General features: G+C 62.8%; 24 protein-coding genes. 15 read left to right on the top strand and 9 right to left on the bottom strand.

The window, feature by feature from the left end:
• Nucleotides 1-9: 9 nt before the first annotated feature.
• Together P0D73_RS02075 and P0D73_RS02070 are read right to left on the bottom strand one after the other, a co-directional pair.
• A complete protein-coding gene (locus tag P0D73_RS02075) occupies nt 10-1,296 on the bottom strand; it encodes an MFS transporter (RefSeq protein ID WP_408175242.1) in 1,287 nt (428 codons plus the stop codon).
• 75 nt (nt 1,297-1,371) lie between these two features.
• Nucleotides 1,372-2,145 (bottom strand): carboxymuconolactone decarboxylase family protein, encoded by a 774-nt coding sequence (locus tag P0D73_RS02070; RefSeq protein WP_408175240.1) that lies wholly within the window; start codon nt 2,143-2,145, stop codon nt 1,372-1,374.
• Nucleotides 2,146-2,477: 332 nt separating this feature from the next.
• Here P0D73_RS02070 and P0D73_RS02065 point away from each other — a divergent pair, with 332 nt between their 5' ends.
• From P0D73_RS02065 to P0D73_RS02035, 7 genes are all read left to right on the top strand, one after another.
• On the top strand, nt 2,478-3,668 hold the full coding sequence (locus P0D73_RS02065) for a CaiB/BaiF CoA transferase family protein (RefSeq protein ID WP_408429359.1): 1,191 nt from the start codon (nt 2,478-2,480) through the stop codon (nt 3,666-3,668).
• 30 nt (nt 3,669-3,698) lie between these two features.
• Nucleotides 3,699-4,523: an HpcH/HpaI aldolase/citrate lyase family protein gene (locus P0D73_RS02060; protein WP_408429356.1), complete on the top strand. Its 825-nt coding sequence runs from the start codon at nt 3,699-3,701 to the stop codon at nt 4,521-4,523.
• Complete coding sequence (locus P0D73_RS02055) at nt 4,516-5,517, top strand: LysR family transcriptional regulator (RefSeq protein WP_342960625.1); 1,002 nt, start codon at nt 4,516-4,518, stop codon at nt 5,515-5,517. The genes P0D73_RS02060 and P0D73_RS02055 overlap by 8 nt, the downstream gene beginning before the upstream one ends.
• 68 nt (nt 5,518-5,585) lie before the next feature.
• Nucleotides 5,586-6,971 (top strand): MFS transporter, encoded by a 1,386-nt coding sequence (locus tag P0D73_RS02050; protein WP_132378285.1) that lies wholly within the window; start codon nt 5,586-5,588, stop codon nt 6,969-6,971.
• Nucleotides 6,972-7,787 (top strand): N-acyl homoserine lactonase family protein, encoded by an 816-nt coding sequence (locus P0D73_RS02045; RefSeq protein ID WP_408429352.1) that lies wholly within the window; start codon nt 6,972-6,974, stop codon nt 7,785-7,787.
• Between the two features lie 69 nt (nt 7,788-7,856).
• Nucleotides 7,857-9,215, top strand: a complete 1,359-nt coding sequence (locus P0D73_RS02040) for an acyclic terpene utilization AtuA family protein (RefSeq protein WP_408429349.1) — start codon at nt 7,857-7,859, stop codon at nt 9,213-9,215.
• Between the two features lie 4 nt (nt 9,216-9,219).
• Entirely contained in the window at nt 9,220-9,582 is a 363-nt protein-coding gene (locus P0D73_RS02035; RefSeq protein ID WP_408291609.1) for a DUF4387 domain-containing protein, read from the top strand.
• 93 nt (nt 9,583-9,675) lie between these two features.
• On the opposite strand, the gene P0D73_RS02030 is transcribed toward P0D73_RS02035, so the two are convergent.
• The 3 genes from P0D73_RS02030 to P0D73_RS02020 form a co-directional block, all read right to left on the bottom strand.
• Nucleotides 9,676-10,989 carry an SUMF1/EgtB/PvdO family nonheme iron enzyme gene (locus P0D73_RS02030; RefSeq protein WP_408429346.1) on the bottom strand — a complete coding sequence of 438 codons (1,314 nt, stop codon included), beginning with the start codon at nt 10,987-10,989 and terminating at the stop codon, nt 9,676-9,678.
• Nucleotides 10,990-11,119: 130 nt separating this feature from the next.
• Nucleotides 11,120-11,923: a helix-turn-helix domain-containing protein gene (locus tag P0D73_RS02025; RefSeq protein ID WP_408175382.1), complete on the bottom strand. Its 804-nt coding sequence runs from the start codon at nt 11,921-11,923 to the stop codon at nt 11,120-11,122.
• Between the two features lie 250 nt (nt 11,924-12,173).
• Nucleotides 12,174-12,641, bottom strand: coding sequence for a universal stress protein (locus tag P0D73_RS02020; protein ID WP_408175231.1), 468 nt, complete (start codon nt 12,639-12,641; stop codon nt 12,174-12,176).
• Nucleotides 12,642-12,932: 291 nt separating this feature from the next.
• Between P0D73_RS02020 and P0D73_RS02015 the strand changes: the two genes are divergently transcribed.
• Nucleotides 12,933-13,622: a FadR/GntR family transcriptional regulator gene (locus tag P0D73_RS02015; protein ID WP_408175229.1), complete on the top strand. Its 690-nt coding sequence runs from the start codon at nt 12,933-12,935 to the stop codon at nt 13,620-13,622.
• A 134-nt stretch (nt 13,623-13,756) separates the two neighbouring features.
• Here the strand turns inward: P0D73_RS02015 and P0D73_RS02010 are convergent, their stop codons facing one another.
• Nucleotides 13,757-14,350: an acyl-homoserine-lactone synthase gene (locus tag P0D73_RS02010; protein WP_408175228.1), complete on the bottom strand. Its 594-nt coding sequence runs from the start codon at nt 14,348-14,350 to the stop codon at nt 13,757-13,759.
• A gap of 154 nt (nt 14,351-14,504) precedes the next feature.
• Here P0D73_RS02010 and P0D73_RS02005 point away from each other — a divergent pair, with 154 nt between their 5' ends.
• Nucleotides 14,505-14,822 carry a helix-turn-helix domain-containing protein gene (locus P0D73_RS02005; RefSeq protein WP_408175227.1) on the top strand — a complete coding sequence of 106 codons (318 nt, stop codon included), beginning with the start codon at nt 14,505-14,507 and terminating at the stop codon, nt 14,820-14,822.
• On the opposite strand, the gene P0D73_RS02000 is transcribed toward P0D73_RS02005, so the two are convergent.
• Together P0D73_RS02000 and P0D73_RS01995 are read right to left on the bottom strand one after the other, a co-directional pair.
• Nucleotides 14,806-15,510, bottom strand: a complete 705-nt coding sequence (locus tag P0D73_RS02000; protein ID WP_408175226.1) for a helix-turn-helix transcriptional regulator — start codon at nt 15,508-15,510, stop codon at nt 14,806-14,808. The two genes, P0D73_RS02005 and P0D73_RS02000, sit on opposite strands and share 17 nt — an antisense overlap.
• A 333-nt stretch (nt 15,511-15,843) precedes the next feature.
• Nucleotides 15,844-16,179, bottom strand: coding sequence for a hypothetical protein (locus tag P0D73_RS01995; protein ID WP_408311884.1), 336 nt, complete (start codon nt 16,177-16,179; stop codon nt 15,844-15,846).
• Between the two features lie 41 nt (nt 16,180-16,220).
• Here P0D73_RS01995 and P0D73_RS01990 point away from each other — a divergent pair, with 41 nt between their 5' ends.
• The 6 genes from P0D73_RS01990 (at nt 16,221) to araD (ending at nt 23,342) form a co-directional block, all read left to right on the top strand.
• Complete coding sequence (locus P0D73_RS01990; protein ID WP_408291624.1) at nt 16,221-17,159, top strand: SMP-30/gluconolactonase/LRE family protein; 939 nt, start codon at nt 16,221-16,223, stop codon at nt 17,157-17,159.
• 239 nt (nt 17,160-17,398) lie between these two features.
• Complete coding sequence (locus P0D73_RS01985) at nt 17,399-18,568, top strand: extracellular solute-binding protein (protein WP_408175224.1); 1,170 nt, start codon at nt 17,399-17,401, stop codon at nt 18,566-18,568.
• 84 nt (nt 18,569-18,652) lie between these two features.
• A complete protein-coding gene (locus P0D73_RS01980) occupies nt 18,653-19,732 on the top strand; it encodes an ABC transporter ATP-binding protein (protein WP_408175223.1) in 1,080 nt (359 codons plus the stop codon).
• 2 nt (nt 19,733-19,734) lie between these two features.
• Nucleotides 19,735-20,607 carry an ABC transporter permease gene (locus P0D73_RS01975; RefSeq protein WP_408175380.1) on the top strand — a complete coding sequence of 291 codons (873 nt, stop codon included), beginning with the start codon at nt 19,735-19,737 and terminating at the stop codon, nt 20,605-20,607.
• The gene (locus P0D73_RS01970) at nt 20,607-21,545 is read left to right on the top strand and encodes an ABC transporter permease (protein ID WP_408175222.1); all 939 of its coding nucleotides are present in this window, start codon (nt 20,607-20,609) and stop codon (nt 21,543-21,545) included. Before P0D73_RS01975 ends, P0D73_RS01970 begins: the two co-directional genes overlap by 1 nt.
• A 45-nt stretch (nt 21,546-21,590) precedes the next feature.
• Nucleotides 21,591-23,342: an L-arabinonate dehydratase gene (gene araD / locus P0D73_RS01965; RefSeq protein WP_408429343.1), complete on the top strand. Its 1,752-nt coding sequence runs from the start codon at nt 21,591-21,593 to the stop codon at nt 23,340-23,342.
• A gap of 101 nt (nt 23,343-23,443) precedes the next feature.
• On the opposite strand, the gene P0D73_RS01960 is transcribed toward araD, so the two are convergent.
• A complete protein-coding gene (locus tag P0D73_RS01960) occupies nt 23,444-24,049 on the bottom strand; it encodes a short chain dehydrogenase (protein ID WP_132378251.1) in 606 nt (201 codons plus the stop codon).
• Nucleotides 24,050-24,160: the final 111 nt, after the last annotated feature.

The following is a 24,160-nucleotide window of genomic DNA, read 5'->3' as shown; positions in this document are numbered from 1 at the left end:
CTGGAGTCTTCAATGTAGCAGGACCGTCTCCGCGGACGTCACGTCGCGCAAAGGCGTGCGCCGGATCAGATACGTAACGACGATCGCCGCCGCAAACAGAAAATATCCGAGAATATAGAAGCTGCTGGACAGATTGCCGCCGCGTGCATAGAAGCCGACGACAAGCGGCCCGACCACGCCACCGAAACTCGCGAACATGTTGATCAGGGCGATCGAAGGCGCGGCCTGATTACGCGGCACTTTGCTGATCACCCAGGCCCACCATGTGCCGCTCGGCGAGAACAGCCCCGCGCCGGCGATGCAGAACATGATCATCGTGAACACCAGGCCGCCATCGATATAGTGCTGCGCCAGTAGCGCCGCGCCCGCGACCACCAGCGGTACGGCGACGAACCAACCTCGCGAGAGAGATGACGGCCGGTCGGATAACCACGAGTTGATGAACATCGAAAACGCGCCGAATAGCGACGGCAGCGCGGTGAGCCAGCCAACTGCGGCATAGCCGTGGGCGAAGTACTGCTTGATGAGACTGGGCATCCACAGGCCGAAACTGAAGATCACCATGATCCAGGAGAGCGCGACGACTGCCAGCAACCAGACGGTGGATTGCTTCAGCACACTGCCAAAACTGTCGTCGGCGCCGGTGCCGGCAAGACGCTGCTGCGTGATGAAATCGCGCTCGGACGTGGACAGCCAGCGGTCTGTGGCAGGGTCGTCCGAGACGAATAGCCACACGAGCACCGCCATCCCGATGGCCGGCAAACCTTGCAGGATGAACATCGTCTTCCAGTGAAACACGTCGATCATCCAGCCCGCGAGCGGCGCCATGACCACCGACGATAGCGGCAGCGCATATTGCGCGAATGCGATGCCGCGCGCCCGTTCGCGCGCCGGGAACCAGCGCACGAAGATGACCGAAAACGACGGCCATATCACCCCCTCGGCGAGCCCCATGATGACGCGAACAGTGATCAACGCGGGCAGCGTGTGCACCATCCCGGTCAGGCACGCCATCACGCCCGTGATGAGCATCGATACGGCGATCACGCGGCGTGGCCCAATGCGCGTCGAGAGCCAACCGCCGGGAATCTGCGTGACGAGGTAACCCCAGAAAAACGCCCCCAGCAGCGCGCCGGTAATCGTGGTGCCGAGTTGCAGGTCGCGCGCCATCTGCGGCGCGGCCACGCCGATGTTGGTGCGATCCGCGAACGCAACCAGGTAACTGATGAATACGATCAGGCCCACACGCAGCCAGCGTGACCTGCCGATTCGTGCCGTGTCGAGTGCGGTGTCCATCGTGTGTCTCCTCCGTCTGTGACGTCGTAGTAGTTGGCGATCCGGCTGTGTGATGTCCGGTCAGGAAACTGCCGGTCAGGAAACGGCCGCCTGCTTCTCCAGCGCCGCGATTTCTTCCAGCACGATGGGTAGCGCCAGTTCGAAGCTCGCCATGCCCATCGTGCTCGCCAGTTGCATGACTTCGAGAATCTCGGCTGGCGTCGCGCCATACTTCAGCGCGTTCTCGATGTGCACATGCGTGCCGGGCACGTATTGGTGCGTCACCGACACGTCGACGGCGATGTACATGAACTCCTTCACCTTTGGCGCAAGCTTGCCGTGTACCCAGGGAACCGACGAGAACGTCGTGAACGCTTCGAAGAAATCCGGATCGAGCGCGAGCGTGCCGTCCCAGATCGCGCTCCAGTAGCCACGTTTCTCCGTGAACTCGCGCTTGATCGCCTGGCGCCGCGGATCGGCGTGACGCGTATCGATTGCGTTGCGCGGATCGCCGGCGACTTTTTCTTCCAGCACCGGCATGCCGATCACGCATGCATGAACGCCGATTACGCTGATGAGTTCCAGCGTCTCCAGCAGTTCGTCGCGAGTCGCGCCGAGGCGTAGCGCTTCGCGGCAGAAGCGCCGCACGCCGCTGGCGTTCAGATGCGTGACCGATGCTTCGAGAGCGAAACTTACCAGCGCCTTCACTTTGGGCTCGAGCGGACCATTGCGATAGGCGCAGCCCGCAAACGCGAGATACGCGTCGACGAAGGCGGGACTGATTTCGATCAGCGGATCGAGCGACGCGGGCCATGTGCCGCCATCGGCGACGAACGATGCGATCTGTTTCCTGAGTGACGACGAAGTCATTGGGTATCCGAAATAATGTGTGAACGGCTCCGCGCGAGATCTTTGGCCATGACGGCAATCAAGCAGAAACGCGCAGGAGGTGCTGCTTATCTTATGAGCGGCCCGGCGGAACCGCAAACCGATGCATGCCCTGGAATGAGTTGTTGCTTTGCAGCGCAGCCGCCATGGCCAAAGCCTCCCAACGCCTTTACCACGAGCCGACTCCCCGGTTCTCGCGGTTATGACGCGACGCATTATTAAGCGCTGCTTATACATCCCTTTTGCACATTTCAATGGACGCTGACGGTCGCCGCGCCGAGCATTCACTCACGACAACTGCAATGGGAATCCGCATGAAAGCGCTGGAAGGCTTGCGAGTGCTCGATCTGGGAACCTTCGTGGCCGGGCCGTTCTGTGCGACGATCCTTGCCGAGTTCGGCGCGGAAGTGATCAAGGTTGAGCCGCCTGAAACCGGCGATTCGCTGCGCCGGTTCGGCACCGGGACGGATTGCGGCGACACGCTGATGTGGCTCACCGAGAGCCGCAACAAGAAGTGCGTGACGCTCAATCTTGCCGACCAGCGCGGCCAGCAGATGCTTCGCGATCTGGCGGCGAGTTGCGACATCGTCGTGGAGAATTTCCGGCCGGGCGTGATCGAGAAGTGGAGCCTCGACTTCGAATCGCTGCACAAGCGCAATCCGCGCACGATTCTCGTGCGGATCTCCGCCTACGGACAGGATGGGCCGAGCCGTGGCAAACCAGGGTTCGCACGGGTCGCGCATGCGTTTTCGGGACTCGCCTATCTGGCCGGCGAGCCGGGCCGGATTCCGGTCACGCCCGGCTCGACGTCGCTCGCCGACTACGGCTCGGGCATGTACGCGGCGGTGGGCGCGCTGATCGCGTTGCAGGCACGCGAGCGCACCGGTCGCGGTCAATGTGTCGATCTTGCGCTCTACGAGCCGATGTTCCGTGTTCTCGACGAGATGGTCCCTGCGTACCAGATGTTCGGCAAGGTGCGCGAGCGGATGGGGGCGAACGCGGTGAACGTCGCGCCGCATGCGCATTACCGCACACGCAACGAGCGCTGGGTCGCCATTGCATGCACCAACGACAAGATTTTCCGCCGCTTCGCGCACGTGCTTCAGCAACCTGAACTCGCGGACGACGACCGCTGGGGCCGCGCGTCGGCGCGCATCGCCGCGATCGATGAAGTCAATGCAACTGTGCAGGAATGGGTCGGCGCGCGCGACCACGACGAAGTGCTGCGTTTGTGCGACGAGGGCTCGGTGCCGGCGAGCCTCCTATATAGCGTCGCCGACATTTTCGACGATCCGCAGTATCAGGCGCGCGGCAATATCCGGACGATGCCGTCGCGGGCAGGCGACGTGGCGGTGCCGAATGTGATTCCGCGTTTATCGGAAACGCCCGGCGACATCGAATGGCTCGGAACGGCGCTCGGCAGCCATAACGAGGACGTATTCGGCGAGTTGCTCGGTTGCACCGGCTCGGACCTTGCCGCGTTGCGCGCGGCCGGCGTGATCTAGCGATCGAACTCACCATTACCGACGGCTCTCATGTCCCGCTTCCTTCGCACCTATCTGTTCGCACCCGCGACGCGTTCCGAGCGCTTCGACAAAGCCGCGCGCGCGGGCGCCGGCGCCGTGATCGTCGATCTCGAAGACGCGGTCGAGCCCGCGCGCAAGGACGACGCGCGGACCTCGCTCGCGAACACGTTGCCGGCGTTGGCGGACACCGCGCGTGCGTTGAAGGTGCAGTTGCTGGTCCGCATCAATAGCCACGGTACGCCGTGGTACGACGCCGATCTGGCCGCGTGCGCCGGGCTTGACCTCGACGGCATCGTGATTCCGAAAGCGGAGCACGCGGACGAGATCGCCCGCATCGCATCGATGGAGCCGCGCTGGGCGCTGCATCTGCTGATGGAAACCGCGGCGGGCTTCGACCGTCTCGCCGAACTGGCGCGTGCGCCCAACGTCGCCCGCCTCATGCTCGGCACCGTCGATCTGGCGCTCGACCTTGGCGCGAATGAAATTGGTGAGCCGTTGCATTACTATCGCTCGCAGATCCTGCTGTTTACGCGCCTGGCAGGATTGCTGCCGGCCGTGGACGGCGTCTGCACGAATCTCGGCGATGCCACCGCGCTCGACGCTGAAGTGCAACGCGCTCGCGCCTTCGGTTTCGGGGCCAAGCTGTGCGTGCATCCGAAGCAGATCGCGCCGGTCACCGCTGGGCTCGGTCCGGCGCCGCGCGAGGTGCAATGGGCGACGCGGGTCTGCGAAGTCGCTCAGAGCGGCGCAGCGGTGGCGGTCGACGGCAAGCTCGTCGATGCGCCGGTGCTCGCGCAAGCGCGCCGCATTCTGGAGGCGGCCGGCCATGCGTGAGCAGGCACTGAACTCAGGCGCGCTGACCGTGCCGCATTTGCGGCCTATTGTTGGCCTGCCGATGAACCTCTCGAAGCTTTTTCCCGGTAAGCCGTCGAGCCGGAGCATCAACGATCTGCAGCATATCCGCGCGTTCGTCACGGTGGCGCACGAAGGCAGTCTGACCAAGGCGGCGAAGCTGCTCAATCTGACGCAGCCTGCCGTCAGCCTGCAACTGAAGAGCCTGCAGGACCAGTTGAAGCTGCGTCTGCTGGTGCGCTCGCCGCGCGGCCTGGCGCTCACCCCTGACGGCCTCAAGCTGCTGCCGTACGCCGAGCAGATTCTCGAATCGATCGGCAGCTTCGAAGTGGCCGCGGACAACCTCGTCAGCATCCTGTCGGGCACCGTGTCGATCGGCACGATTCTCAATCCACAGACGATTCGTCTGGGCGCGATCCTGCAATACATGGCGAATCGCTATCCGGAAGTGCGCACCCGTCTACGTCATTCGATGACGGGGCACGTGATCGAACGGCTCGCCAACGGCGCGCTCGACGTCGGCTTCTACCTCGGCACGCCGGCTGAAAGCGACGGCGTCGAACTGCACGCAGTGGCGCTGATGCCTATCACTTATTGCGTCATTGCGCCGAAAGGCTGGCAGGAGCGCATCAACGGACTCGGCTGGGCCGGACTTGCCGAACTGCCGTGGATCTGGACGCCGTCGTCGTCGATGCATAACCGGCTGCTCACGAGCGCATTCGACTCGGTCGGCGCGAAGCCGCAAGTGGTGGCGGAGGTCGATCTCGAAGCGTCGATGATCGAACTGGTGCGCGCGGGCGTCGGGCTCTCGCTCGCGCGCGAATCCGTCGCCATCGACGAAGCGCAGAAGTACGGAGCGGCGATCTCGCGCGAAGTGCCGATCGAGATTCCGCTGTCGTTCATCAGCCTCGCGCGGCGGCGCGAGGAGCCGTTGATCGAAGCAATGTTCTACGCCGCGCAGATGGCGTTCGCCTGAACGCGGGAGAGTGCGGGAAAGGCAGTTTCGAAGGCGCTCGCAGCGACCGACAACATAGGAGACAGACCATGCCGGCTTATGGAGCAAACGTGGCACAACGGCTCGACGCGCTCGAGACCGGACCGTTTCACTGGCGTCTGCTGGGCCTGATCGGCGGCGGCATGTTCTTCGATGCATTCGACAATTTCCTCGCGGGCAGCGTGCTCGGCGCGCTGGTGCAACAGGGCCTGTCGGACATGCATATGAACGCGCTGTTCATTTCGATGAGCTTTGCGGGACTCACACTCGGCGCGTGGGGCGCGGGCGTGATCGGCGATCGCTTCGGGCGGCGCTTCTCCTACCAGTTCAATCTGCTCATCTTCGGCGTGACGTCGATTGCCGCGGCGCTCGCGCCTTCGATGACGTGGCTGATCGTGCTGCGTTTCATCATGGGTATCGGGCTGGGCGCGGAAATCGTCGTCGGCTACAGCACGCTGAACGAATTCACACCGGCGCATGCGCGGGGCCGCTTCTCGTCGTTGCTGAATCTGATTACGAACTCGTCGGTGCTGGTCTCGTCCGCATGCGCGTTCCTGATCATTCCGCACTTCGGCTGGCGCTGGATGTTCGCGATTCCAGGCATCGGCGCGCTCGTGATCTGGTATCTGCGCAAGTCGATGCCGGAATCGCCGCGTTGGCTCGCGGCGGTCGGGCGGCATCAGGAGGCTCGCGAAGTGGTCGAGCGGATCGAGGCGCAAAGCGTGCGTCGCGATGCGCCGATTCCGAATGCGCCGCAGGAAGAAGAACCGGGACGGCTGCGCGATCTGTTCGCGGCGCGACAGATGTCGCGCACGCTGGTCGGCATCGCGGTGGTCTGCATTTCGTTCACGGCGATGTACGCGTTCGTCGCGTGGGTGCCGACCTTCCTCGTCAAGCAGGGCTTCGATATTTCGCACTCACTGCTGATCACGTCGGCAATGTTCGCGGGCGGTCCCGCGGGTTCGTTGATCAGCATGGCGATCGCGGACAGGATCGGCCGCAAGTGGGGACTCGTGATCTTTTCGGCATTGGGCGCCGCGATCGGCATGGCGTACCCGTATGTCACTCACGCGGCGACGATCGCGCTGGTCGGCTTCGGTGTGACGACATGCATCTACGTGACGTCCGCGCTGGGTGTTGCGTGCTACGTGACCGAGCTTTTCCCGACACGGCTGAGACTGCGCGGCGTGGGGCTCGCGAATGCGGCGGGACGTGCGGTGAACGTCGGCGTGCCGTACGTGGTGGCGAGCGTCTATGCGCTGGCCGGACTGCTCGGCGTCGTGACCTTCATTGCCGCGCTGTTCGCGCTGCTGGTGGTAATTCTCTCTATATTCGGCATCGAAACAAGGAAGCGCACGCTCGAGGAGGTGCAGGCGAGTACCGCGCCGGAGACCGTCATCGGCGTGGAAAAACCCATCAACATCGGAGGCATGTAAATGAGCAACGCATCGGATACGTACGAACTATTCGCGATCAAGTACGCCCGGCGGGACGGCTGGCGCTGCGACAACTTCATTGGCGGCGACGACGATCACCAGAGCGCGATGCCGCTCGACTACTACGTGTGGGTCGCGAGAAACAGTGAGCGCGCCGTGCTGATCGACACCGGCTTCAACGCCGAGGTTGCCGCGAAGCGCGGGCGTGGCGTGCTGCGCTGTCCGATCGATTCGCTCAGACTCGTCGGCATTGATCCCGATGCCGTCAGCGACGTGGTCATCACGCATTTGCACTACGACCATGTCGGCAATTTCACGCTGCTGCCGGCTGCGCGTTTCCATCTTCAGGAAACGGAGATGCATTTCGCCACGGGGCGTCACATGAAATACCGGCATTTTGCGCACCACTACGAGCCCGACGATGTCGCCGCGATGGTGAAGATGAATTTCGCGCAACGCGTGGTGATGCACGACGGTCCAGTCGATCTCGCGCCGGGTATCCAACTGCAGCCGGTCGGCGGCCATACGCCGGGTTTGCAGGTCGTGCGCGTGAAGACCGCTCGCGGTTGGGTCGTGGTCGCGTCCGATGCTTCGCACTTCTACGACAACATCGAAAATCGCCGGCCATTTTCGAACGCTTGCGATGTTTGCACGATGCTCGAAGCGTACGACACCGTCTATCGACTCGCCGATTCGAAGCAGCACGTGATTCCTGGCCACGACCCGCAGGTGCTTGAACGCTATCCAGCGCCGACGCGCGAACTGGAAGGGATTGTCGCGCGACTCGACGTGGCGCCGAACGAGATCGCCCGGTAACGACCGATAACGCCTGATAGCGCCCGATAAAGCCGCCTGAACACGCGAACGCTCATCAAGAGAACGACTATGGAAGACGAACTGCGCATCATGGCCGTGGCCGGCAATCTCGGCTACGGCTTTCCCGAAGCATCGCTGCGTAACGGCATCGCGCGCAAGCCGCACGTGATCGGCGCCGACAACGGCTCGTCCGATCCGGGACCGTACTATCTCGGGAGCGGCAAGTCGCTCATCAAGCGCGAGCAGTTGCGCCGCGATCTGGGGTTGTCGCTGAAAGCGGCGCGCGACGCTGGCGTGCCCTACGTGATCGGCACGGCGGGTACGGCGGGCGGCGAGCCGCATATGGAAGAGTTTCTCGATGTACTCGACGAAGTCACGCGACGCGACGGCTTGCGCTACAAGCTGGCGACGATTCCGGCGGAGATCGACAAGAACGTCATCAAGCAGGCGATTCGCGAAGGCCGCGTGAAATCGATGGGCGTGCTGCCCGAACTGACCGAACAGGCCGTGGACGACGCCACACGCATCGTCGCGCAGATGGGCACCGATCCGTTCGTCAACGCGTTCGAGGCGGGCGCCGACGTGGTCATCGCCGGTCGAGCGTGCGATACCGCGATTTACGCGAGTCTTGCCGCCTGGCGCGGTTTCGACATGGGCCTCGCGTTTCATATGGCGAAGCTGCTCGAATGCGGCGCGCAATGCGCCGTGCCGCTCGCCGCGAACGACTGCCTGCTCGGCACGCTGCGCCGCGATCACTTCGAACTGGAGCCGATGAACCCGGAGCGGGGCGTGACGCCTGTTTCCGTTGCCGCGCACATGATGTACGAACAGCCCGATCCGCACCATTTTTACGAGCCGGAAGGTTTGGTCGATCTCGAACATACGCACATCGAAAAGCTCGACGACCGCCGTGTGCGGGTGACCGGCAGCAAGCTGGTCGAGATGCCACCGAGCATCAAGCTCGAAGGCGTGAAGCTGCGCGGCTACCGGACGATCACCATCGCGGGCATGACCGATCCACGCCTGCTCGCGGCGGTCGATCAGGTCGAAGCGCGGGTGCGCGACGACGTTGCGCGTCTGACCGCGCTCGACATGAAGCCGGGCGAGTACGAGCTCAACTTCATCTACTACGGCCGCAATGGCGTACGCGTCGATCAGCGCGAGCCGCGTCTCGCTCATGAAATCGGCATGGTGATCGAGGCGATTGCACCCACGCAGGAACTCGCGAACATGGCGCTTTCGCTCGCGCGTAGTTCGTTCCTGCATGGCTATTTCAAGGGGCGCAAGGCGACCGCCGGCAACCTCGCATTTCCGTTTTCACCATCGGATCTGGTTGGCGGACCCGTGTACGAATTTACGATTTATCACGTGATGCAGGTTGCCGACCCGGCCGCGCTCTTTCCCGTAACCACGACCCAGATCGGGTGATGCGATGAATCTGACCCACGTATTCGATCCTTCCCGCGGCGACACCGTTTACGACCTCGCCGAAGTGATGCGCAGCAAGAACGCTGGCCCGCTATATCTGACCTTCGACATGATCTTTCCAGATGCCGCCGTATATCGCCGCGTGCGCGACAGCGACGTGCTGACGCCTGAGTTGGTGAGCGCGCTCTATCAGGTGGATGCGGGCGATGTCAGCATCGTTTCGTTCGATGCCGCCAACGCGATCAAGATCACCATTCCCCGCACCGGACCCACATCCGGCGCGCCCGGCGATCGCGACGTGTATGGCGCTCAACAGCATGAACCGCTGATCGGGGTGCGCATTCCACCGGCAGCGCAGGCGGACTGACACGCTTCGCGCACGGGGCGCGCGCGTTGGGAAGATCGCCTCCGTGTCACTCAGCGAGATGAATCACAAGCGCGTCGACTTGTGCTTTATTCGTCACCACCTCACACACCGAAACCCCGCATACACATACTGATAATGCGGCTGAAACCAATTGCGAAAAGCCGGCCGCAGCATGCACTGCGCGGTGCGTGCCGAGCCGCCTTTGATCACGTAGTGCTGGCCATCAAAAAAGTTGGCTGAATAGCCGAGATAAAACGGAAAGGCTTCGAAGCCGGGCAGCGCGTCGAATACCGTCGAAGTCCACTCCCAGCCATTGCCGAATTGTCCTTCCACGCCGAACGCGCTGACGTTATCCGGATGCACGTCGACCGGTTGCGGATCCCAGCTGCGAAAATCGAAATTACCCGACGCGGCGTGTGGCGCGCCGTGTGCCGCACGTTGCCACTGCGCCTCGGTGGGTAACGCTTTGCCTGCCCAGCGCGCGTAGGCGCTGGCTTCGGCGTGGCTCACGTACACGGGCCAGTCGAGCGGCAACGGGACCTCGTCGAACATGGTGCGCAGCGTCCATGCGCCATCTTCGCCGCCTGCATCGTGCCGCGACCAGCACGCGGGATGCTCGATATGCTCGGCTTCCTTCCACGCCCAATCCTTCTCCGACCACCACTTCGCTTCGCGATAGCCGCCTGCCTCGATGAACTCGCGGAATGCACCGTTCGTCACCATATGGCGATCGATTTCGAAGGCCGGCACATCGACATGCAGTTCGCCGAACTCGTTGTCCCAGCCGAAGCGCCCGCCGTCGCGCGGCATGCCGAGCACGGCCGTGCCGGCCGGTACGCTGACCATCGACGACAACGCGTCGCGCGGTTCCGCACGCGTCACGACAGGCTCGCGCAATTCGGTGACCTTCTGCGCAAGCGGCAACTGGTGAAGCATGTACGCCAGTGTTTCGGCATGCATCAACCGATGCTCGATCGCGACGTTCAGCAACTGCTCGGAGGCATCGGCTTGTGCACCGTTGCGGCCGAGTTGCGCGGTGTGCGTCAGCGCATCGAGCTCGCGGTCGATCTGCTCGCGGGCACGCGAGCCATAGTCGCGAACGACGTCGAGCGACGGCCAGTCACTGGGTTGATCGGTCGGAAAACCGCCGTCGACGGGATCGATGCCGAAGGCAAAAAGCTGGTCGAGGTGCGGATCGAACGCCGGCAGATCGCACAGGCGTTGATCGAAAAGATTACGATCGAAAGCTTCCAGATGGCCGATGTAAAACACGATCCGGTGGCGTTCACGGATCGGCCGTTCATACAGGAACTCGGGCTTGACGATGGAAAACAGTGCGTCAGTCACTTGACGCGCTTCGATCAGCCGCTGGACGAGCGGGTGATGCGGGGCGGGGTCGCGATTCATTTCGCCGGGTCTCCTTGCGGGGGAGGGACTAAAGACTGTACCTGCTCGCAGGAGCCATGCCAAGACGAAAGCGCGTAAAAAAGGAAGTGGGCGGGGGCGCGGCGGCGTGGGCCGGGCTCCCGTCAGTGGCCTAGACTTGCCGCAGGCCGTCCAGATCGACGATCCGGATGTGCTTGCCGTGTGTGTCGATCAGGCCGCGCTTTTGAAATCTTGACAGGGTGCGGCTCACGGTTTCGAGCGTCATGCCGAGGTAGCTGCCCATGTCCTCGCGCGTCATGCGCAGATTGAATTCCGCCGACGAATAACCTCGCCGCGCGTTGCGCTCCGAGACGTCGAGCAGGAATGCCGCGACCCGTTCGTCCGCCGAGAGCGACCCAAGCACCATCATCTGCGCGGCTTCACGGACGATCTGCTCGCCCAGCAGTTTGTGCATGCGCTCCTGCATCGAACTGATTTCGCGGCACAGTGACTTGAGGGCGGTGTAGGGGACGATGCAAACCGTGCTGTCTTCGAGGGCGAGCGCGCTGCAGGCATGCACGTCGTCGCTGATGCCGTCAAGACCGAGCGCCTCGCCGGCGAGCCGCAAACCGGTGACCTGTTCGCGGCCGTCACGATGCGCCATGACGGTTTTCATCGAACCGGAGCGCACGGCGTAAATACTGTCGAAGCGGTCGCCGCTGCGATACAGGGCTTCACCGCGCTGAACGGAGCGCGCGGAACAGATGAGCGTTTCGAGTTTCATCAGTTCGTCGGGCGACAAACCTTGGGGCATGCAGAGCTGCCGCATTGCGCAGCTCGAACAGCGCGCGGCGGAGCGCGCGTTTGCCCGTGGCGGTGCCGCACGACGGCTGCCGCGCGCCGGCGATGAACTTGCGGCAGAGGCCACGGAATCGGCAGTGCCGGCGGAGTGCGTAACAGCGATAGGAGTGAGCATGTTCAGCAGCCGGTGGTCAGGGTAATGACAGATTGTCCCATCGACCACGTTGCCCGCTTCGCGGCAAAATGACGCGTTCAGGCAGTCAGGCACGTTGAGCAGTGTCACACCGGCGTCGGTGAATTTGTTTATGGACTGCTATGGAGTGCGAGCAGGCAGACCCTGCTCACACTTTGGCGAAAAGGAGATCGGCAACCTGGAACACCTGCCGCCGATGTAAAGCGCGCGTTGCTCACTCGCGCCGCGTTCATCAATCCACGTCGCCGGACTTGCCCGCGGCGGATGGGATCAACAGCACGGGCAAAGTCGCTTGCCGCACGCAGCGCTCGGCGACACTGCCAAGAATCAGCCGCTGAAAACCGCGCCGTCCGTGTGTGCCCATGACCAGCAGATCGGCGTTGAAGTCAGCCGCGGCCTTGAGCACGACCACCGAAACATCGTCGATCGTGGATGCCTCGCCCACCACGAGCTCGCCCTTCACGCCTTGCTCGGTCATGGCCTTGGCGAACTCGGCGCCGAGTTCCTTGCCCTCTTCGACGAGCCGGTTGCGCAAGACGGATGGGTCGTAACCGGGCGCTTCGAAATACATCGGCGTGTTTTCGACGACATAGAACGGCTGCAAGACCGCGCCGCTGGATTTGGCGAGCGCGAGCGCTGCTTCGAATGCACGGCGGGAGGTGTTGCTGCCGTCGACCGCTACAAGAATGCGTGTGTACATATCGACTCCGCGTCTGAAGGATCCGGATGCCGCAGCTGTTTCCAACCGGCTGGGCGCAATGAAGATTCATTGCTGATGCGAGCTTAAATGATCGCTGAAAAACATGCATTCGACCTGGATGTAAATCAAACTCTTGTCAAATTTTGCGACGAGGCTGTCCTGTTCGGCAAGCGCCGGTCAGCAAGCGTCGGCGGGACTTCGCTCCAATTTGCAATGCATATCGGCGGCCAGGATAAGGCCGGGTTTGCCTTACAATTACAGCCTACTCAGACAAGCTGCTTCAGTCCGCTGATGAACGAGCGCAAAACGACGGGCTTGCCCGACAAGATCTACGGCGACATTCTCAACCGCATTGTCGAGGGCGAGTACAAGGAAGGTGAGCGCTTGCCGACCGAGCATGCGCTGGCGGAGCGATTCGCGACGTCCAGGCCGACGGTGCGCGAAGCGCTGGCGCGCTTGCGGGCGGACGGCATCATCATGACGCGGCACGGATCGGGCACGACGGTCGCGCGGCGGCCGGATCCGGACGTGCGCCGCTTCGCGCCGCTCGAAACGCTGTCCGACATCCGCCGCTGCTATGAATTTCGCATCGTGACAGAAGCGGGCGCGGCGGAGCAGGCGGCGCTCAAAGCCGACGCCGACGACATCGCCGCCATCCAGCACGCCTGGGACCAGTTGGAGCGGATCATCGAGACGCAGGGTATCGGCGCGAAAGACGACTTCATGTTTCACCTGGCGGTGGCGCGCGCGTCGAAGAACCCGTTTTTCATCACGGTCATGTCGTTTATCGAGGAGCAAATCCTGTTCAGCATGAACCTGTCGCGCAATCTTTCGCTGGTGAAGACGGTGGCGCGGCAGCGGCTCGTGCAGGCGGAGCATATGGCCGTGCTCGAGGCGATCCGGCGCAAGGACGCGCCGGGCGCTGCAAGCGCCATGCGAGCGCATCTCGAGAACGCGCTCGAGCGGATGTTCGGCTCCTGAGTGTCCGCGCGCTGTCGCCGCGCGGCGGGGCCGCAGCGCCATCGGGCCACCGTGCCGCGGTAATTCCCGCACGGTGCGACAGGGCGTAGAACCTGCCGCTCTCGCGGCAGCGAACCTCCGGCGAAGTAAAACAGCTAAGCAGCGGCGGCCATCGGTCCGAACAGCGCGGTACGAGTCTTGGGACTCACAGCGATATCCAGCGCCACCGCCCGCTCCACGCCGATCTGCAACGGCGACCCGAGCCGGCTGATCTCGATCCCGGTCTTGCGCAGCAGCCGCTCGATCGGCGTGGTGGTCACCGTGACATACCGCGTGATGCCCATCTGGTCGGCGAACGTCACGAGTTCGTGGATCGCCTGCATGGTCAGGTCCGCAAAGCCAAACGATTGCTCCTCGCCGCCGGTTTCGATCGCGAACCGGCTCAATTCCCAGATGTGCCGCCCAACCGGCGCCGCCGCGCCGTGCAGCAATTGCGGGAAGGTGTCCTTCAGCATGTTGGGGCCCTCGGTCGGCATCAGGCGCCAACAGCCGCGCACTTGCCCGTCGTCCGCCTGGATCAGCATGTAATGCGGCCCGAGCGCGTCGTAGCCGTCGATCTCCATGCCCGCGATGGTAGGGATATCCCACCCGAGCCGGCCGTGAAACACCCGCGCCCGCAGGCGGTACATCTCGTTAATGTCCGCGTTGTCGAATTCCTGACGCATTCCAATCCGGATTGCTGTTTGCATGACGTTCTCCTGAACGTGTTGGGGTACCCAATACGCAAGAAAACTTATGCATTTTGAATGTTTCTGCCACCTACCTACCTGGATAGGTGCGCATGCTTATCGGGTAACGCAAAATTCGAGACAAGCACTGCACTCAACCGACAGGACCGAAAAAATGGAACTCCTCGACAATCATTGGCAACCGCAAGCCGGTCTTCAAACCCGCCCGGCGGAGCCTTCCACGGCGGTGGACCGCGTTCTGATCATTGCTTACCGCAAGAAGAAAAAAGAGAGCCAACGCCGTTTCTGGGCCCGCTTCGGCGTCACGCAGTCGCGCGGCAGCCGGTTCGAGTCGGGTGCTGAAATCCCGGCGCCGGTGTCGATCCTGCTCGGTCTGTACTTCACCAAAACCGTGTCCGACGCCGATCTGGGCCGCGCCGAGCGCGTGCTCTACAGCCGCGACGCCGCGGCCTTTCTCAACCCGGGTCAATAAGCCCGAGCTGGGCTGCAATCACGGCCGCCGCACGCCGCGAATTCACACCGAATTTCGTCCTGATGTTCTTCATGTGGAAGTTCACCACGGCTTCCGAACAGTTCAGGATGTGGGAGATTTCCCAGGTGGATTTGCCGCGTGCGGTCCATTTCAGGCATTCGCGTTCACGCGGCGTGAGCTTGGGCAATAAGGTCTGAGCGTGCGTATTCAAATGCCGCTGGCTGGTATCGATTACAAGATCGCGCAATAACACCAGATTCGGCAATGCCACGTTGATATGGCGCCAGAATTCGTCGTTGGGATTGTTGTCATTGACGAAGCACATCATGCCGGCTTCCTGGTTCGGTCCATGAATCGGCAATGTCACGCCGGCGCGCAACCCATGCGCGCGGGCTTCCTCGTACATGGAAAGCTGCGGTGCGGTCGTGAAAATATCCGGCGACCAGATCAGCGGCGTGGCGCGCGTCGCGCAATGCGCGACGGTCGGATCGATGTGAACCAGTCCCTGCTCGTCATAAGTACGGCGCCAGGTGGGGGAGTACGTGCTACGCACATAAGCGTCTTCGAGGCGAATGGTCGGGCGCGGCAGCATGGCGATCAAAAGCCTGTCGAAGCCCCACGTCTCGGCGAGGCCCGCGATTGCACCGAACCATTCCGCTTCGTCGGCGGCGTCCAGTAGCGGTGCCATCTGCTCGATAAAATGTAGCGACAATTTTTACTCTCTCAGGCTCGCAAACATCCCGTTGCGGTAAATTGCGGTACGGCATTCCGTCCGTTGGTTTTTATCTTCACAATCTATCACCAAAATTTATTTCGCAAAGCCAGAAGTGATTTCTAACAAAATGGCGACGGTGACGGTTTAGCGAGAATGCGAATGAATCGCTCTTTGTATCCGATTTTTTGACCGAGTTAACATTCACCGAAGGTTAATGTGGGTAATTTTCGCGTAGTAGCCGTTTTGATGCCATTCGTTGGCAACATTATTGTGAAAGCATTCTAATTAGCGGCCGCTGCCAAAATTTCAGTCAAAATCGCACTGATTGCCGATATTGAATGTTTGCGGGCTGCACGATTGCCGCGACATAAACGTCACCGTCCAAGCTCTATTGTCATACAAAAGCAACACCGCGTAGTTTGCGACCTTCGCGATCCGCGCGAAGAATTCGCGAAGCCGGGCTTGCCGCCAAGTTGTTTGACAACATTCGGAGCCCGGTGCTACCTTGAGCGCTCCATTCTGTCCCGCTCCCGGTGTGAGGCCACGTGAACGAATCCCCGATTCGCGACGCCGCCCGAGCATCATGCGAAGATCGAGCACGCCGCGCGGGCGCTGCTCGCGTTGGAGCACGAATTCGCGCAAGCCAACCCATGCCACTGAACCTTGAGCCCGAAGCCACCAGTATGACCGACAACAACCGACGCTATCCCGATCCCTCCATCCGCGTGTTCGATCCGCGCTTCAAAGCACTGATCCTGGCTTCCGCGTCCGTCGAGTGTCTGTATCAGGGCGCGCGCTGGTCCGAGGGCCCGGTCTGGTTCGGCGACGGCCGCTATCTGCTGTGGAGCGACATTCCGAACGACCGCATCCTGCGCTGGGACGAACCGAGCGGCACGGTGTCGACGTTTCGCCAGTCGTCGAACAATGCGAACGGCCATACGCGCGACCGTCAGGGCCGTCTCGTCAGTTGCGAGCATCTGACGAGGCGCGTCACGCGCACCGAATACGACGGATCGATCACCGTGCTCGCCGACCGCTATCGCGGCAAGCGCTTCAATTCGCCGAACGACGTGGTCGTGAAATCGGACGGCTCGATCTGGTTCAGCGATCCGACCTTCGGCATCGACGGGTTTTATGAGGGCGAGCGGCAGGAGTCGGAACTGACGGCGTGTGTGTACCGCGTCGACGGCCAATCCGGCGAAGTCACCGTCGTCGCCGATGACGTGCTAGGCCCCAACGGTCTGGCGTTTTCTCCGGACGAGTCGGTGCTGTACATCGTCGAATCGCGCGGTGAGCCGCGCAAGATCCGTGCGTTCGATGTCGACGGCGACGGCGGCGCGCTGTCGAACAACCGCGTGCTGATCGACGCCGGCCCGGGCACGCCGGACGGCTTTCGCGTCGATGTCCACGGCAATCTGTGGTGCGGCTGGGGCATGGGCACCGACGAACTCGACGGCGTGCGCGTCTTCACGTCGCAAGGCGAGCCGCTTGGCCACATAGCATTGCCGGAGCGCTGTGCGAACGTATGCTTCGGCGGACGGCATCGCAACCGGCTCTTCATGGCGGCAAGCCACGGCCTCTATTCGCTCTACGTGAATACGCAAGGCGTGCAAGGCGGCTAGTTGCCAGACAAGTCGTCATCAGAGGTCATGAGCGGCTCCGGGTTTGCCCTTGGATGCAGCGCGCAAGCCGTTGAGCGGCAAGGATTCACCGCGAAAATGGCGGCTTTCATGAGCCCGGAGCCGTCACGAGTATTTGCTTGACATCAGCTGTTCCGCTTCGCTATGTTCCATTGGTAGAAAGACACCGCCCGCAGCGCATTCGACCGGCGGATTTCCATACCAAGAAGCGAGGAGACGCAATGACTGTTTCACACAGGTTGGCGCTCAGGCTGGTGTCCGTATGTCTCGCGGCGAGCGCCGCTTTCGCATCCGCCGCGCATGCGGCCGATCCGGTCACACTCAATATCGTCGACGTGGCCGGCGACCTTCAACTCACGCAAAAGGGCTTCGAGGCCTTCAAGGCGAAATACCCGAACCTCGTCGCCAATCTCACCTTCACGAACGCACCGGCGCCGCAGTTGCCCGGCAAGATCAAGGCGATGCAGGCCGCGGGCCGCTCCGATATCGATCTCGTGCTGACCGGCACCGACGCGCTTGCCGCCGGCATCGAACAGAGTCTCTGGATGAAGCTGCTGCCCGAGAACGCGGCGGCGTTCCCTGGCGTGCTCGATAAGTACGCGCCGGGTCCGCGCAAGATGCAGGATCTAGCCCAAGGCTACGGGCTCGAAGTCGCGTATATGCCGGCCGGCCCGCTGCTCGAATACAACCCCGCCAAAGTCAGCGACCCGCCGAAGACGCCCGAGCAATTGCTGCAATGGTGCAAGGCGCATCCGGACAAGCTGATCTACGCACGCCCGGCGAATTCCGGTCCGGGCCGCACGTTCCTGATGGGCTTGCCCTACATACTCGGCGACAAGGATCCGCAGGATCCGATTCACGGCTGGGACAAGACGTGGGCCTTTCTCAAGCAACTGAACGATTGCATTCCTTACTATCCGGGCGGCACGTCGGCGGTGATGAAGGAGCTTGGCGAAGGCACCCGCGATATGACGGTGACCGTGACGGGCTGGGACATCAATCCGCGCGCGCTCGGTATCGTGCCGGCGGAATTCCGCGTGCAGGCGTTCGACAACATGACGTGGGTGAACGACGCGCACTACATGGTGATTCCGAAAGGCGTGCCGAAGGAAAAGCTCGACGTGCTCTACAAGCTGATGAACTTCATGCTCGAACCGGCGCAGCAGGCCATGACCTATGACGACGGTTACTTCTACCCCGGTCCGGCGATCAAGGGCGTGAGCGTCGAGCAGGCGCCCGCGCACAGCCAGGACGTGCTGAAGAAATACGGCCGGCCGGAGTACGCGAAGCTGTTGGCCGAGCGTCCGCACGTCTTGCCGCTGAACGCCGCGGCGATGGTCGCGGCTTTCAAGAAATGGGACACCGAGGTCGGCGCGCAGAAGACCAAATAGTCTCCTCGTCTGGCCGTGCATGCATGATGTTGCGATCCACGCGTGATACGTGACACGGCGCACCACGCGTATCGGGAAACCGCCATGAAGCATCACTTTGAGCAGTTGCGGCTCGACTCGGTGAGCCGCAGTTTTACGAATGCGGAAGGCCAGGCGATCGCGGCGCTGCGCGGCCTCGATCTGACCATCCAACGTGGCGAGTTCATCGCTCTGCTGGGGCCTTCCGGTTGCGGCAAATCGACGGCGCTCAATTGCATCGCCGGATTGCAGCCGTTGAGCGCCGGCGGCATCTGGCTCGACGACAAACGCATCGACGTGCTGCCGCCGGAGAAGCGCGGCTTCGGCATGGTGTTTCAGAACTACGCGCTGTTTCCGCATATGAGCGTGCTCGACAACGTCGGCTTCGGTTTGAAGATGCGCGGCGTCGGCAGGAGCGAAGCCGTGCGCCGCGTGCGTGAAGCGTTGCAGCTCGTGCAACTCGTCGGGCATGAACGCAAGCTGCCCGGACAACTGTCCGGCGGCCAGCAGCAGCGCGTGGCGATTGCGCGCGCGATCGTGATCGAGCCGCCGCTGATTCTGATGGACGAACCGTTGTCGAATCTCGATACCAAACTGCGGATCGAAATGCGCGCGGAGATTCGCCGCATCCACAGCCAGCTCGAGCGTGCGACGCTCTACGTGACGCACGATCAGGACGAAGCGCTTTCCATGGCCGACCGCATCGTCGTGATGAGGGAGGGTGTCGTGCAACAGGTTGCCACGCCGAAAGAGGTCTACACGCGGCCGCAGAATCTGCACGTCGCGCGCTTCATGGGTTATCGCAACGTGGCCGAATTCGAACTCGAAGGCACGCAAGGCGAAGGCGTGCTGGTGACCGCAAACGGTGTGCGTCTCCTCGGCACGCCGATGGCCGGCTTCAACAGCAAACGCGTGAGCGTCGCGTTGCGTCCCGAGGATATGGAGCGCGCCGTGCCCGGTGCGGAGAATGCCTTCGACGCGTTGGTGACGACCGTCGAATACGGCGGCCGCGATTCGTTGCTGCGCGTGAAGACAGCGTTCGGCGATATCTGGGCACGCGTCGGCGGAGAATTCGAAGAGGGCGAGCGAATCAGCTTGCGCGTGCCGCCGTCGCGCACGCTCGTCTACGATGCCGAGGCGGCATGAGCATGCCCACGCTGTCGCCGCCGCTCGTTCCGCGTGACGCCAAGGCGTGGCTCGTCGCGCCGGCTTTGCTCTTCATCGTCGCGTTGTTCATCTATCCGTTTGCGTACGGTCTGGTGCTGTCGTTCCGGCCGATGAACGGCGGCGGCCTCTGGGCCAACTATCTGACGTTCTTCACCGACACGTCGATGTGGCCGACGATTCTCGTCACGCTCAAGCTCGCGGTGCCCGCCACGCTGATCAACGTGGGCGTCTCGGTGCCGGTGGCGTTTGCATTGCGCCGGTACTCGCGCTATCAGAAGTTCGTCACGACGCTGCTGGTGATTCCCGTGACGCTCGGCACCGTGTTGATCGCCGACGGCATGCTCACGTACTTCGGCCCGAACGGCTGGTTTCCGCAAGCGCTGCACGGTCTGCATCTCTATGCGCGCGAAGTGCGTCTTACGCATAACTTCTGGGGCGTGCTGATCTCGCTGATCGTGTCGGGTTTTCCGTTTGCGTTTCTGTTGACGCTGTCGTATGTGACCGGCATCGACCCGACGCTCGCGGCCGCGGCGGCGACGCTCGGCGCGAGTCCGTGGCAGCAGTTTCGCCGCATCTATCTGCCGCTGCTGGTGCCGGGCTTGACGATGGCGGCGTGTCTGTCGTTCGTGCAGGCGTTTTCGGTGTTTCCGTCGGCAGTGTTGCTCGGCGCGCCCGCCGGGCCGACACGTGTGATGTCGATTGCCGCCGCCGAAGCCGCATTCGAGAGCTACGACTACTCGCTGGCGTCCGCAATCGCGATGGTGATGGGCTTCGTGCAGTTGCTAGTGGTCGCCGCGCTGCTCGGCGCGCGCCGCTTCTTCTACAGCGGTCCGGCAACCGGAGGCAAAGGCTGATGACGACCGATCATCGCGCGGCGCAGCCTTCGTGGTCGGCGTCGACATCAAAGGATCACGATGACGGCGCGCGCGAGCCGGATAAGCGCGCGGGCCAAACCCGGCAACGCACCAGCGTGCCGGGCCGCATCTGGCGCGTGCTGGTGTGGGGCGCCATGGTGTTCTTCCTCGTCAACGTGGTGCTGCTGATCGCGACCGTCGCAGTCAATTCGGTGGCGACGCGCTGGTTCGGCACCTTGTTGCCGCAAGGCTTCACGCTGCATTGGTATGCGCAGGCATGGAGCGACTTCCAGTTGGCGAGCGTGTTGTGGGTGACCGTCGAAGTGGTCGGCGCAGTCGTGCTGCTGTCGGTCCTGCTCGGCGTGCCGGCGGCGTATGCGCTCGCCCGAGTGCAATTTCCAGGCAAGCGCGTCGCCATGCTGATCTTCCTGTTGCCGCTGATGGTGCCGCCCGTCACCTACGGCATTCCCATGGCGACGGTCATGTACAAGGTCGGCCTCGCCGGCACGCTGAGCGGCGTGATCCTGGCCAATCTCGTGCCGGCACTGCCATTCGTGATTCTCGTGATGACGCCGTTCATCGAACAGATCGATCCGAATCTCGAAGCGGCGGCGCGCATTTTCGGCGCCAACACGTTCCGCTATTTCCGCTACGTGCTGCTGCCGCTGCTCGTGCCCGGCATGCTGGCGGCGGGCTTGCTGGTGCTCGTGCGCACCATCGGCATGTTCGAGCTGACTTTTTTTACCGCGGGCCCGGCGACGCAAACGCTCGTGGTCGCCCTGTACTACGCTGTATTTTCAACCGGCGTGCGCGCGCCGCAATCGATCGATGCGATGGCGATGATCTATATGGCGATCACGCTGATCTGGGTGTTGATTGCACTGCAATTCGTGAGCCCGACGCAGATCGTGTCGCGAGTGAAGGAGCAGAAGCGCTGAAGGAAGCCCTTGCGGGGTACGGCGAAAGACATCGTGGAGCAGACGTTGACGAAGAGAAAGAAACCCGAGGAATTGCGTAGCCACCGCTGGTACGGCGTGAACGATCTGCGTTCGTTCGGCCATCGCTCGCGCACCGCGCAAATGGGCTATGACCGCGAGGAATACGCCGGCAAGCCGGTCATCGCGATTCTCAACACATGGAGTGAGATCAACGCGTGTCACACGCACTTCAAGCAGCGCGTCGAGGAAGTGAAGCGCGGCATCTGGCAGGCCGGCGGCTTTCCGGTCGAACTGCCGGTGCAGACGCTCTCCGAGCCGTTCCAGAAGCCCACCACGATGCTTTACCGCAACTTCCTCGCCATGGAAGCCGAAGAAACGCTGCGCTCCTATCCGGCCGACGGTGTCGTGCTGATGGGCGGTTGCGATAAGACCACGCCGGCTTTGCTGATGGGCGCGATCTCGATGGATTTGCCGGCGATCTTTCTGCCCGCCGGCCCGATGCTGCGTGGAAACTGGAACGGCGTGACGCTCGGTTCCGGTTCCGACGCCTGGAAGTACTGGGCGGAGCTGCGCGCGGGCACGATCACGCAAGACGACTGGCAAGGCATCGAAGGCGGCATTGCGCGCTCGCCGGGGCACTGCATGACCATGGGCACCGCGTCGACCATGACGAGCGCGGCCGAAGCGCTCGGCTTCACGCTGCCCGGTTTCGCGTCGATTCCCGCAGCGGATTCGCGTCATGCGCAGATGGCGGCGAAAACCGGCATGCGTATCGTCGAGATGGTGTGGGAGGATCTCAAGCCCTCCGATCTGCTCACCGCCGGTTCCGTCGACAACGCCGTGACCACCTGCCTCGCGCTGTCCGGTTCGACCAACGCGATCGTGCACATGATCGCGCTCGCGCGCCGCGCCGGCATCGAACTGACGCTCGATCGCTACGACGACATCTCGCGCCACACGCCGGTGCTGGCGAACGTTCGCCCGACCGGCGCGTATCTGATGGAGGACTTTTTCTATGCGGGCGGTTTGCGCGCCTTGCTCGCTGAACTCGGCGAGTTGATCGACCGTTCGCAGAAAACCGTCAACGGCCGCACGCTTGGTGAGAATCTCGAAGGCGCGGAGATTTTCAATGACGACGTGATCCGCCGGCGTGACAGGCCGCTGTTGCCCAATAGCGGCCTCGCGGTGCTACGCGGCAATATCGCGCCGGACGGTGCCGTGATCAAACCCGGCGCCGCTGAGCCGCACCTGCTCGTGCATACGGGTCGCGCAGTGGTGTTCAAGGATTACAACGACATGGCCGCGCGCATCGACGACGAAGCGCTCGACATCGACGAAAATTGTGTGATCGTGCTTCAGCATGCCGGGCCGGTCGGCGCTCCGGGTATGCCTGAATGGGGCCAATTACCCATACCGCGGAAGTTGCTGCAAAAAGGGGTGCGCGACATGGTGCGCATATCGGATGCGCGGATGAGCGGGACGAGTTACGGCGCGTGCGTGTTGCATGTCGCGCCCGAGTCGTTCATCGGCGGACCGTTTGCGCTGGTCGAGAGCGGCGACATGATCGAGCTCGACGTGCCGCGACGCAAACTCAACCTGCTGGTGAGCGACGAGGAACTCGCGCGCCGCAAGGCAGCGTGGGTCAAGCCGGCGCCGCTTTTCACGCGCGGCTACGGCGCGATGCATCAGGTGCACGTGATGCAAGCGAATCAAGGTTGCGATTTCGATTTCCTGCAACGCGGCGGCGCGCATGCGGCCCCGGATGCGGACGCCACGGGCGAGCCGGAGATTCACTGAGTCAACGAGGGACGTCGAGAGCGTGACGCAGCCGCCGCAGAGTGGCGAAACACTGGGAGAGGGCGCGATGCGGCTCGACCGCATCGCGTGAATCCTTCACTTCAATATCCTACGCGATACACGCGGCCGGTCTGCGCGCCTTCCACGCTGCGCAGATAGGCCATCGCCGCGCGCTGCCCCGTCACCGGCTCGAAGCCGCGGAAGTAGGGCGCATAAGCGTCCATTGCTTCGGTGAGCACGGTCGGGCTCACCACGTTGATGCGAATGCCGCGCGGCAACTCGATCGCCGCGCCGCGCACGAAACCTTCGAGTGCCAGATTGACGGTGGTCGCGCTCGCGCCTTGCAGGATCGGCTCGTCGCCGATGATGCCGCTCGTCAGCGTGAACGAGCCGCCGTCGTTCACGTATTGCTGAGCCGCGAGCACCACGTTGATCTGGCCCATCAGCTTGTCGCGCAGGCCGACCCAGAACTGCTCGATGCTCATGTCGGGCAGCGGACCGAAATGCACCTTGCCGGTCGTGGTGACGACGCCGTCCACTTTGCCGATCTCGCGAAAGAGCCGCTCGACGCTCGCCGGGTCGGTGCTGTCGACGTGGTACTGCCCACGCGTCGCGCCCACTTCGATCACTTCATGGCGCGCCTTCAGTTCCGCGCTCACCGCCTGGCCCAGCGTGCCGGTGGCGCCGATCACGACGATCTTTTTCATCTACTGCTCCGCTGAGGGTTGATGTGCAGTCGATTCTGCCCGTGTTCGTCAGAAGGAAACAGTCTGCGCGACGCGTAGGTCCTGCAACCCTGAGTTTCTAATCGAAGAAAA

The sequence above is a fragment of the Paraburkholderia sp. RL18-101-BIB-B genome (genome assembly GCF_046026985.1).
Lineage (GTDB): Bacteria > Pseudomonadota > Gammaproteobacteria > Burkholderiales > Burkholderiaceae > Paraburkholderia.
The sequence above is the reverse complement of the archived record's forward strand: the minus strand, read 5'-3'. Positions and strand labels throughout refer to the sequence as shown.

Excerpts from the sequence above, each read along its gene's own strand:
- P0D73_RS01960 (WP_132378251.1), bottom strand. The coding sequence starts at position 24,049 with ATGAAAAAGATCGTCGTGATCGGCGCCACCGGCACGCTGGGCCAGGCG.
- P0D73_RS02060 (WP_408429356.1), top strand. The coding sequence starts at position 3,699 with ATGTCCCGCTTCCTTCGCACCTATCTGTTCGCACCCGCGACGCGTTCC.
- P0D73_RS02030 (WP_408429346.1), bottom strand. The coding sequence starts at position 10,989 with ATGAATCGCGACCCCGCCCCGCATCACCCGCTCGTCCAGCGGCTGATC.
- P0D73_RS02000 (WP_408175226.1), bottom strand. The coding sequence starts at position 15,510 with ATGGCACCGCTACTGGACGCCGCCGACGAAGCGGAATGGTTCGGTGCA.
- P0D73_RS02005 (WP_408175227.1), top strand. The coding sequence starts at position 14,505 with ATGGAACTCCTCGACAATCATTGGCAACCGCAAGCCGGTCTTCAAACC.
- P0D73_RS02040 (WP_408429349.1), top strand. The coding sequence starts at position 7,857 with ATGGAAGACGAACTGCGCATCATGGCCGTGGCCGGCAATCTCGGCTAC.
- P0D73_RS02075 (WP_408175242.1), bottom strand. The coding sequence starts at position 1,296 with ATGGACACCGCACTCGACACGGCACGAATCGGCAGGTCACGCTGGCTG.
- P0D73_RS01985 (WP_408175224.1), top strand. The coding sequence starts at position 17,399 with ATGACTGTTTCACACAGGTTGGCGCTCAGGCTGGTGTCCGTATGTCTC.
- P0D73_RS01980 (WP_408175223.1), top strand. The coding sequence starts at position 18,653 with ATGAAGCATCACTTTGAGCAGTTGCGGCTCGACTCGGTGAGCCGCAGT.
- P0D73_RS02050 (WP_132378285.1), top strand. The coding sequence starts at position 5,586 with ATGCCGGCTTATGGAGCAAACGTGGCACAACGGCTCGACGCGCTCGAG.
- P0D73_RS02055 (WP_342960625.1), top strand. The coding sequence starts at position 4,516 with ATGCGTGAGCAGGCACTGAACTCAGGCGCGCTGACCGTGCCGCATTTG.
- P0D73_RS01970 (WP_408175222.1), top strand. The coding sequence starts at position 20,607 with ATGACGACCGATCATCGCGCGGCGCAGCCTTCGTGGTCGGCGTCGACA.
- P0D73_RS02035 (WP_408291609.1), top strand. The coding sequence starts at position 9,220 with ATGAATCTGACCCACGTATTCGATCCTTCCCGCGGCGACACCGTTTAC.
- P0D73_RS02065 (WP_408429359.1), top strand. The coding sequence starts at position 2,478 with ATGAAAGCGCTGGAAGGCTTGCGAGTGCTCGATCTGGGAACCTTCGTG.
- P0D73_RS02010 (WP_408175228.1), bottom strand. The coding sequence starts at position 14,350 with ATGCAAACAGCAATCCGGATTGGAATGCGTCAGGAATTCGACAACGCG.
- P0D73_RS02020 (WP_408175231.1), bottom strand. The coding sequence starts at position 12,641 with ATGTACACACGCATTCTTGTAGCGGTCGACGGCAGCAACACCTCCCGC.
- P0D73_RS02025 (WP_408175382.1), bottom strand. The coding sequence starts at position 11,923 with ATGCTCACTCCTATCGCTGTTACGCACTCCGCCGGCACTGCCGATTCC.
- P0D73_RS01975 (WP_408175380.1), top strand. The coding sequence starts at position 19,735 with ATGCCCACGCTGTCGCCGCCGCTCGTTCCGCGTGACGCCAAGGCGTGG.
- P0D73_RS02045 (WP_408429352.1), top strand. The coding sequence starts at position 6,972 with ATGAGCAACGCATCGGATACGTACGAACTATTCGCGATCAAGTACGCC.
- P0D73_RS01990 (WP_408291624.1), top strand. The coding sequence starts at position 16,221 with ATGACCGACAACAACCGACGCTATCCCGATCCCTCCATCCGCGTGTTC.
- P0D73_RS02015 (WP_408175229.1), top strand. The coding sequence starts at position 12,933 with ATGAACGAGCGCAAAACGACGGGCTTGCCCGACAAGATCTACGGCGAC.
- P0D73_RS02070 (WP_408175240.1), bottom strand. The coding sequence starts at position 2,145 with ATGACTTCGTCGTCACTCAGGAAACAGATCGCATCGTTCGTCGCCGAT.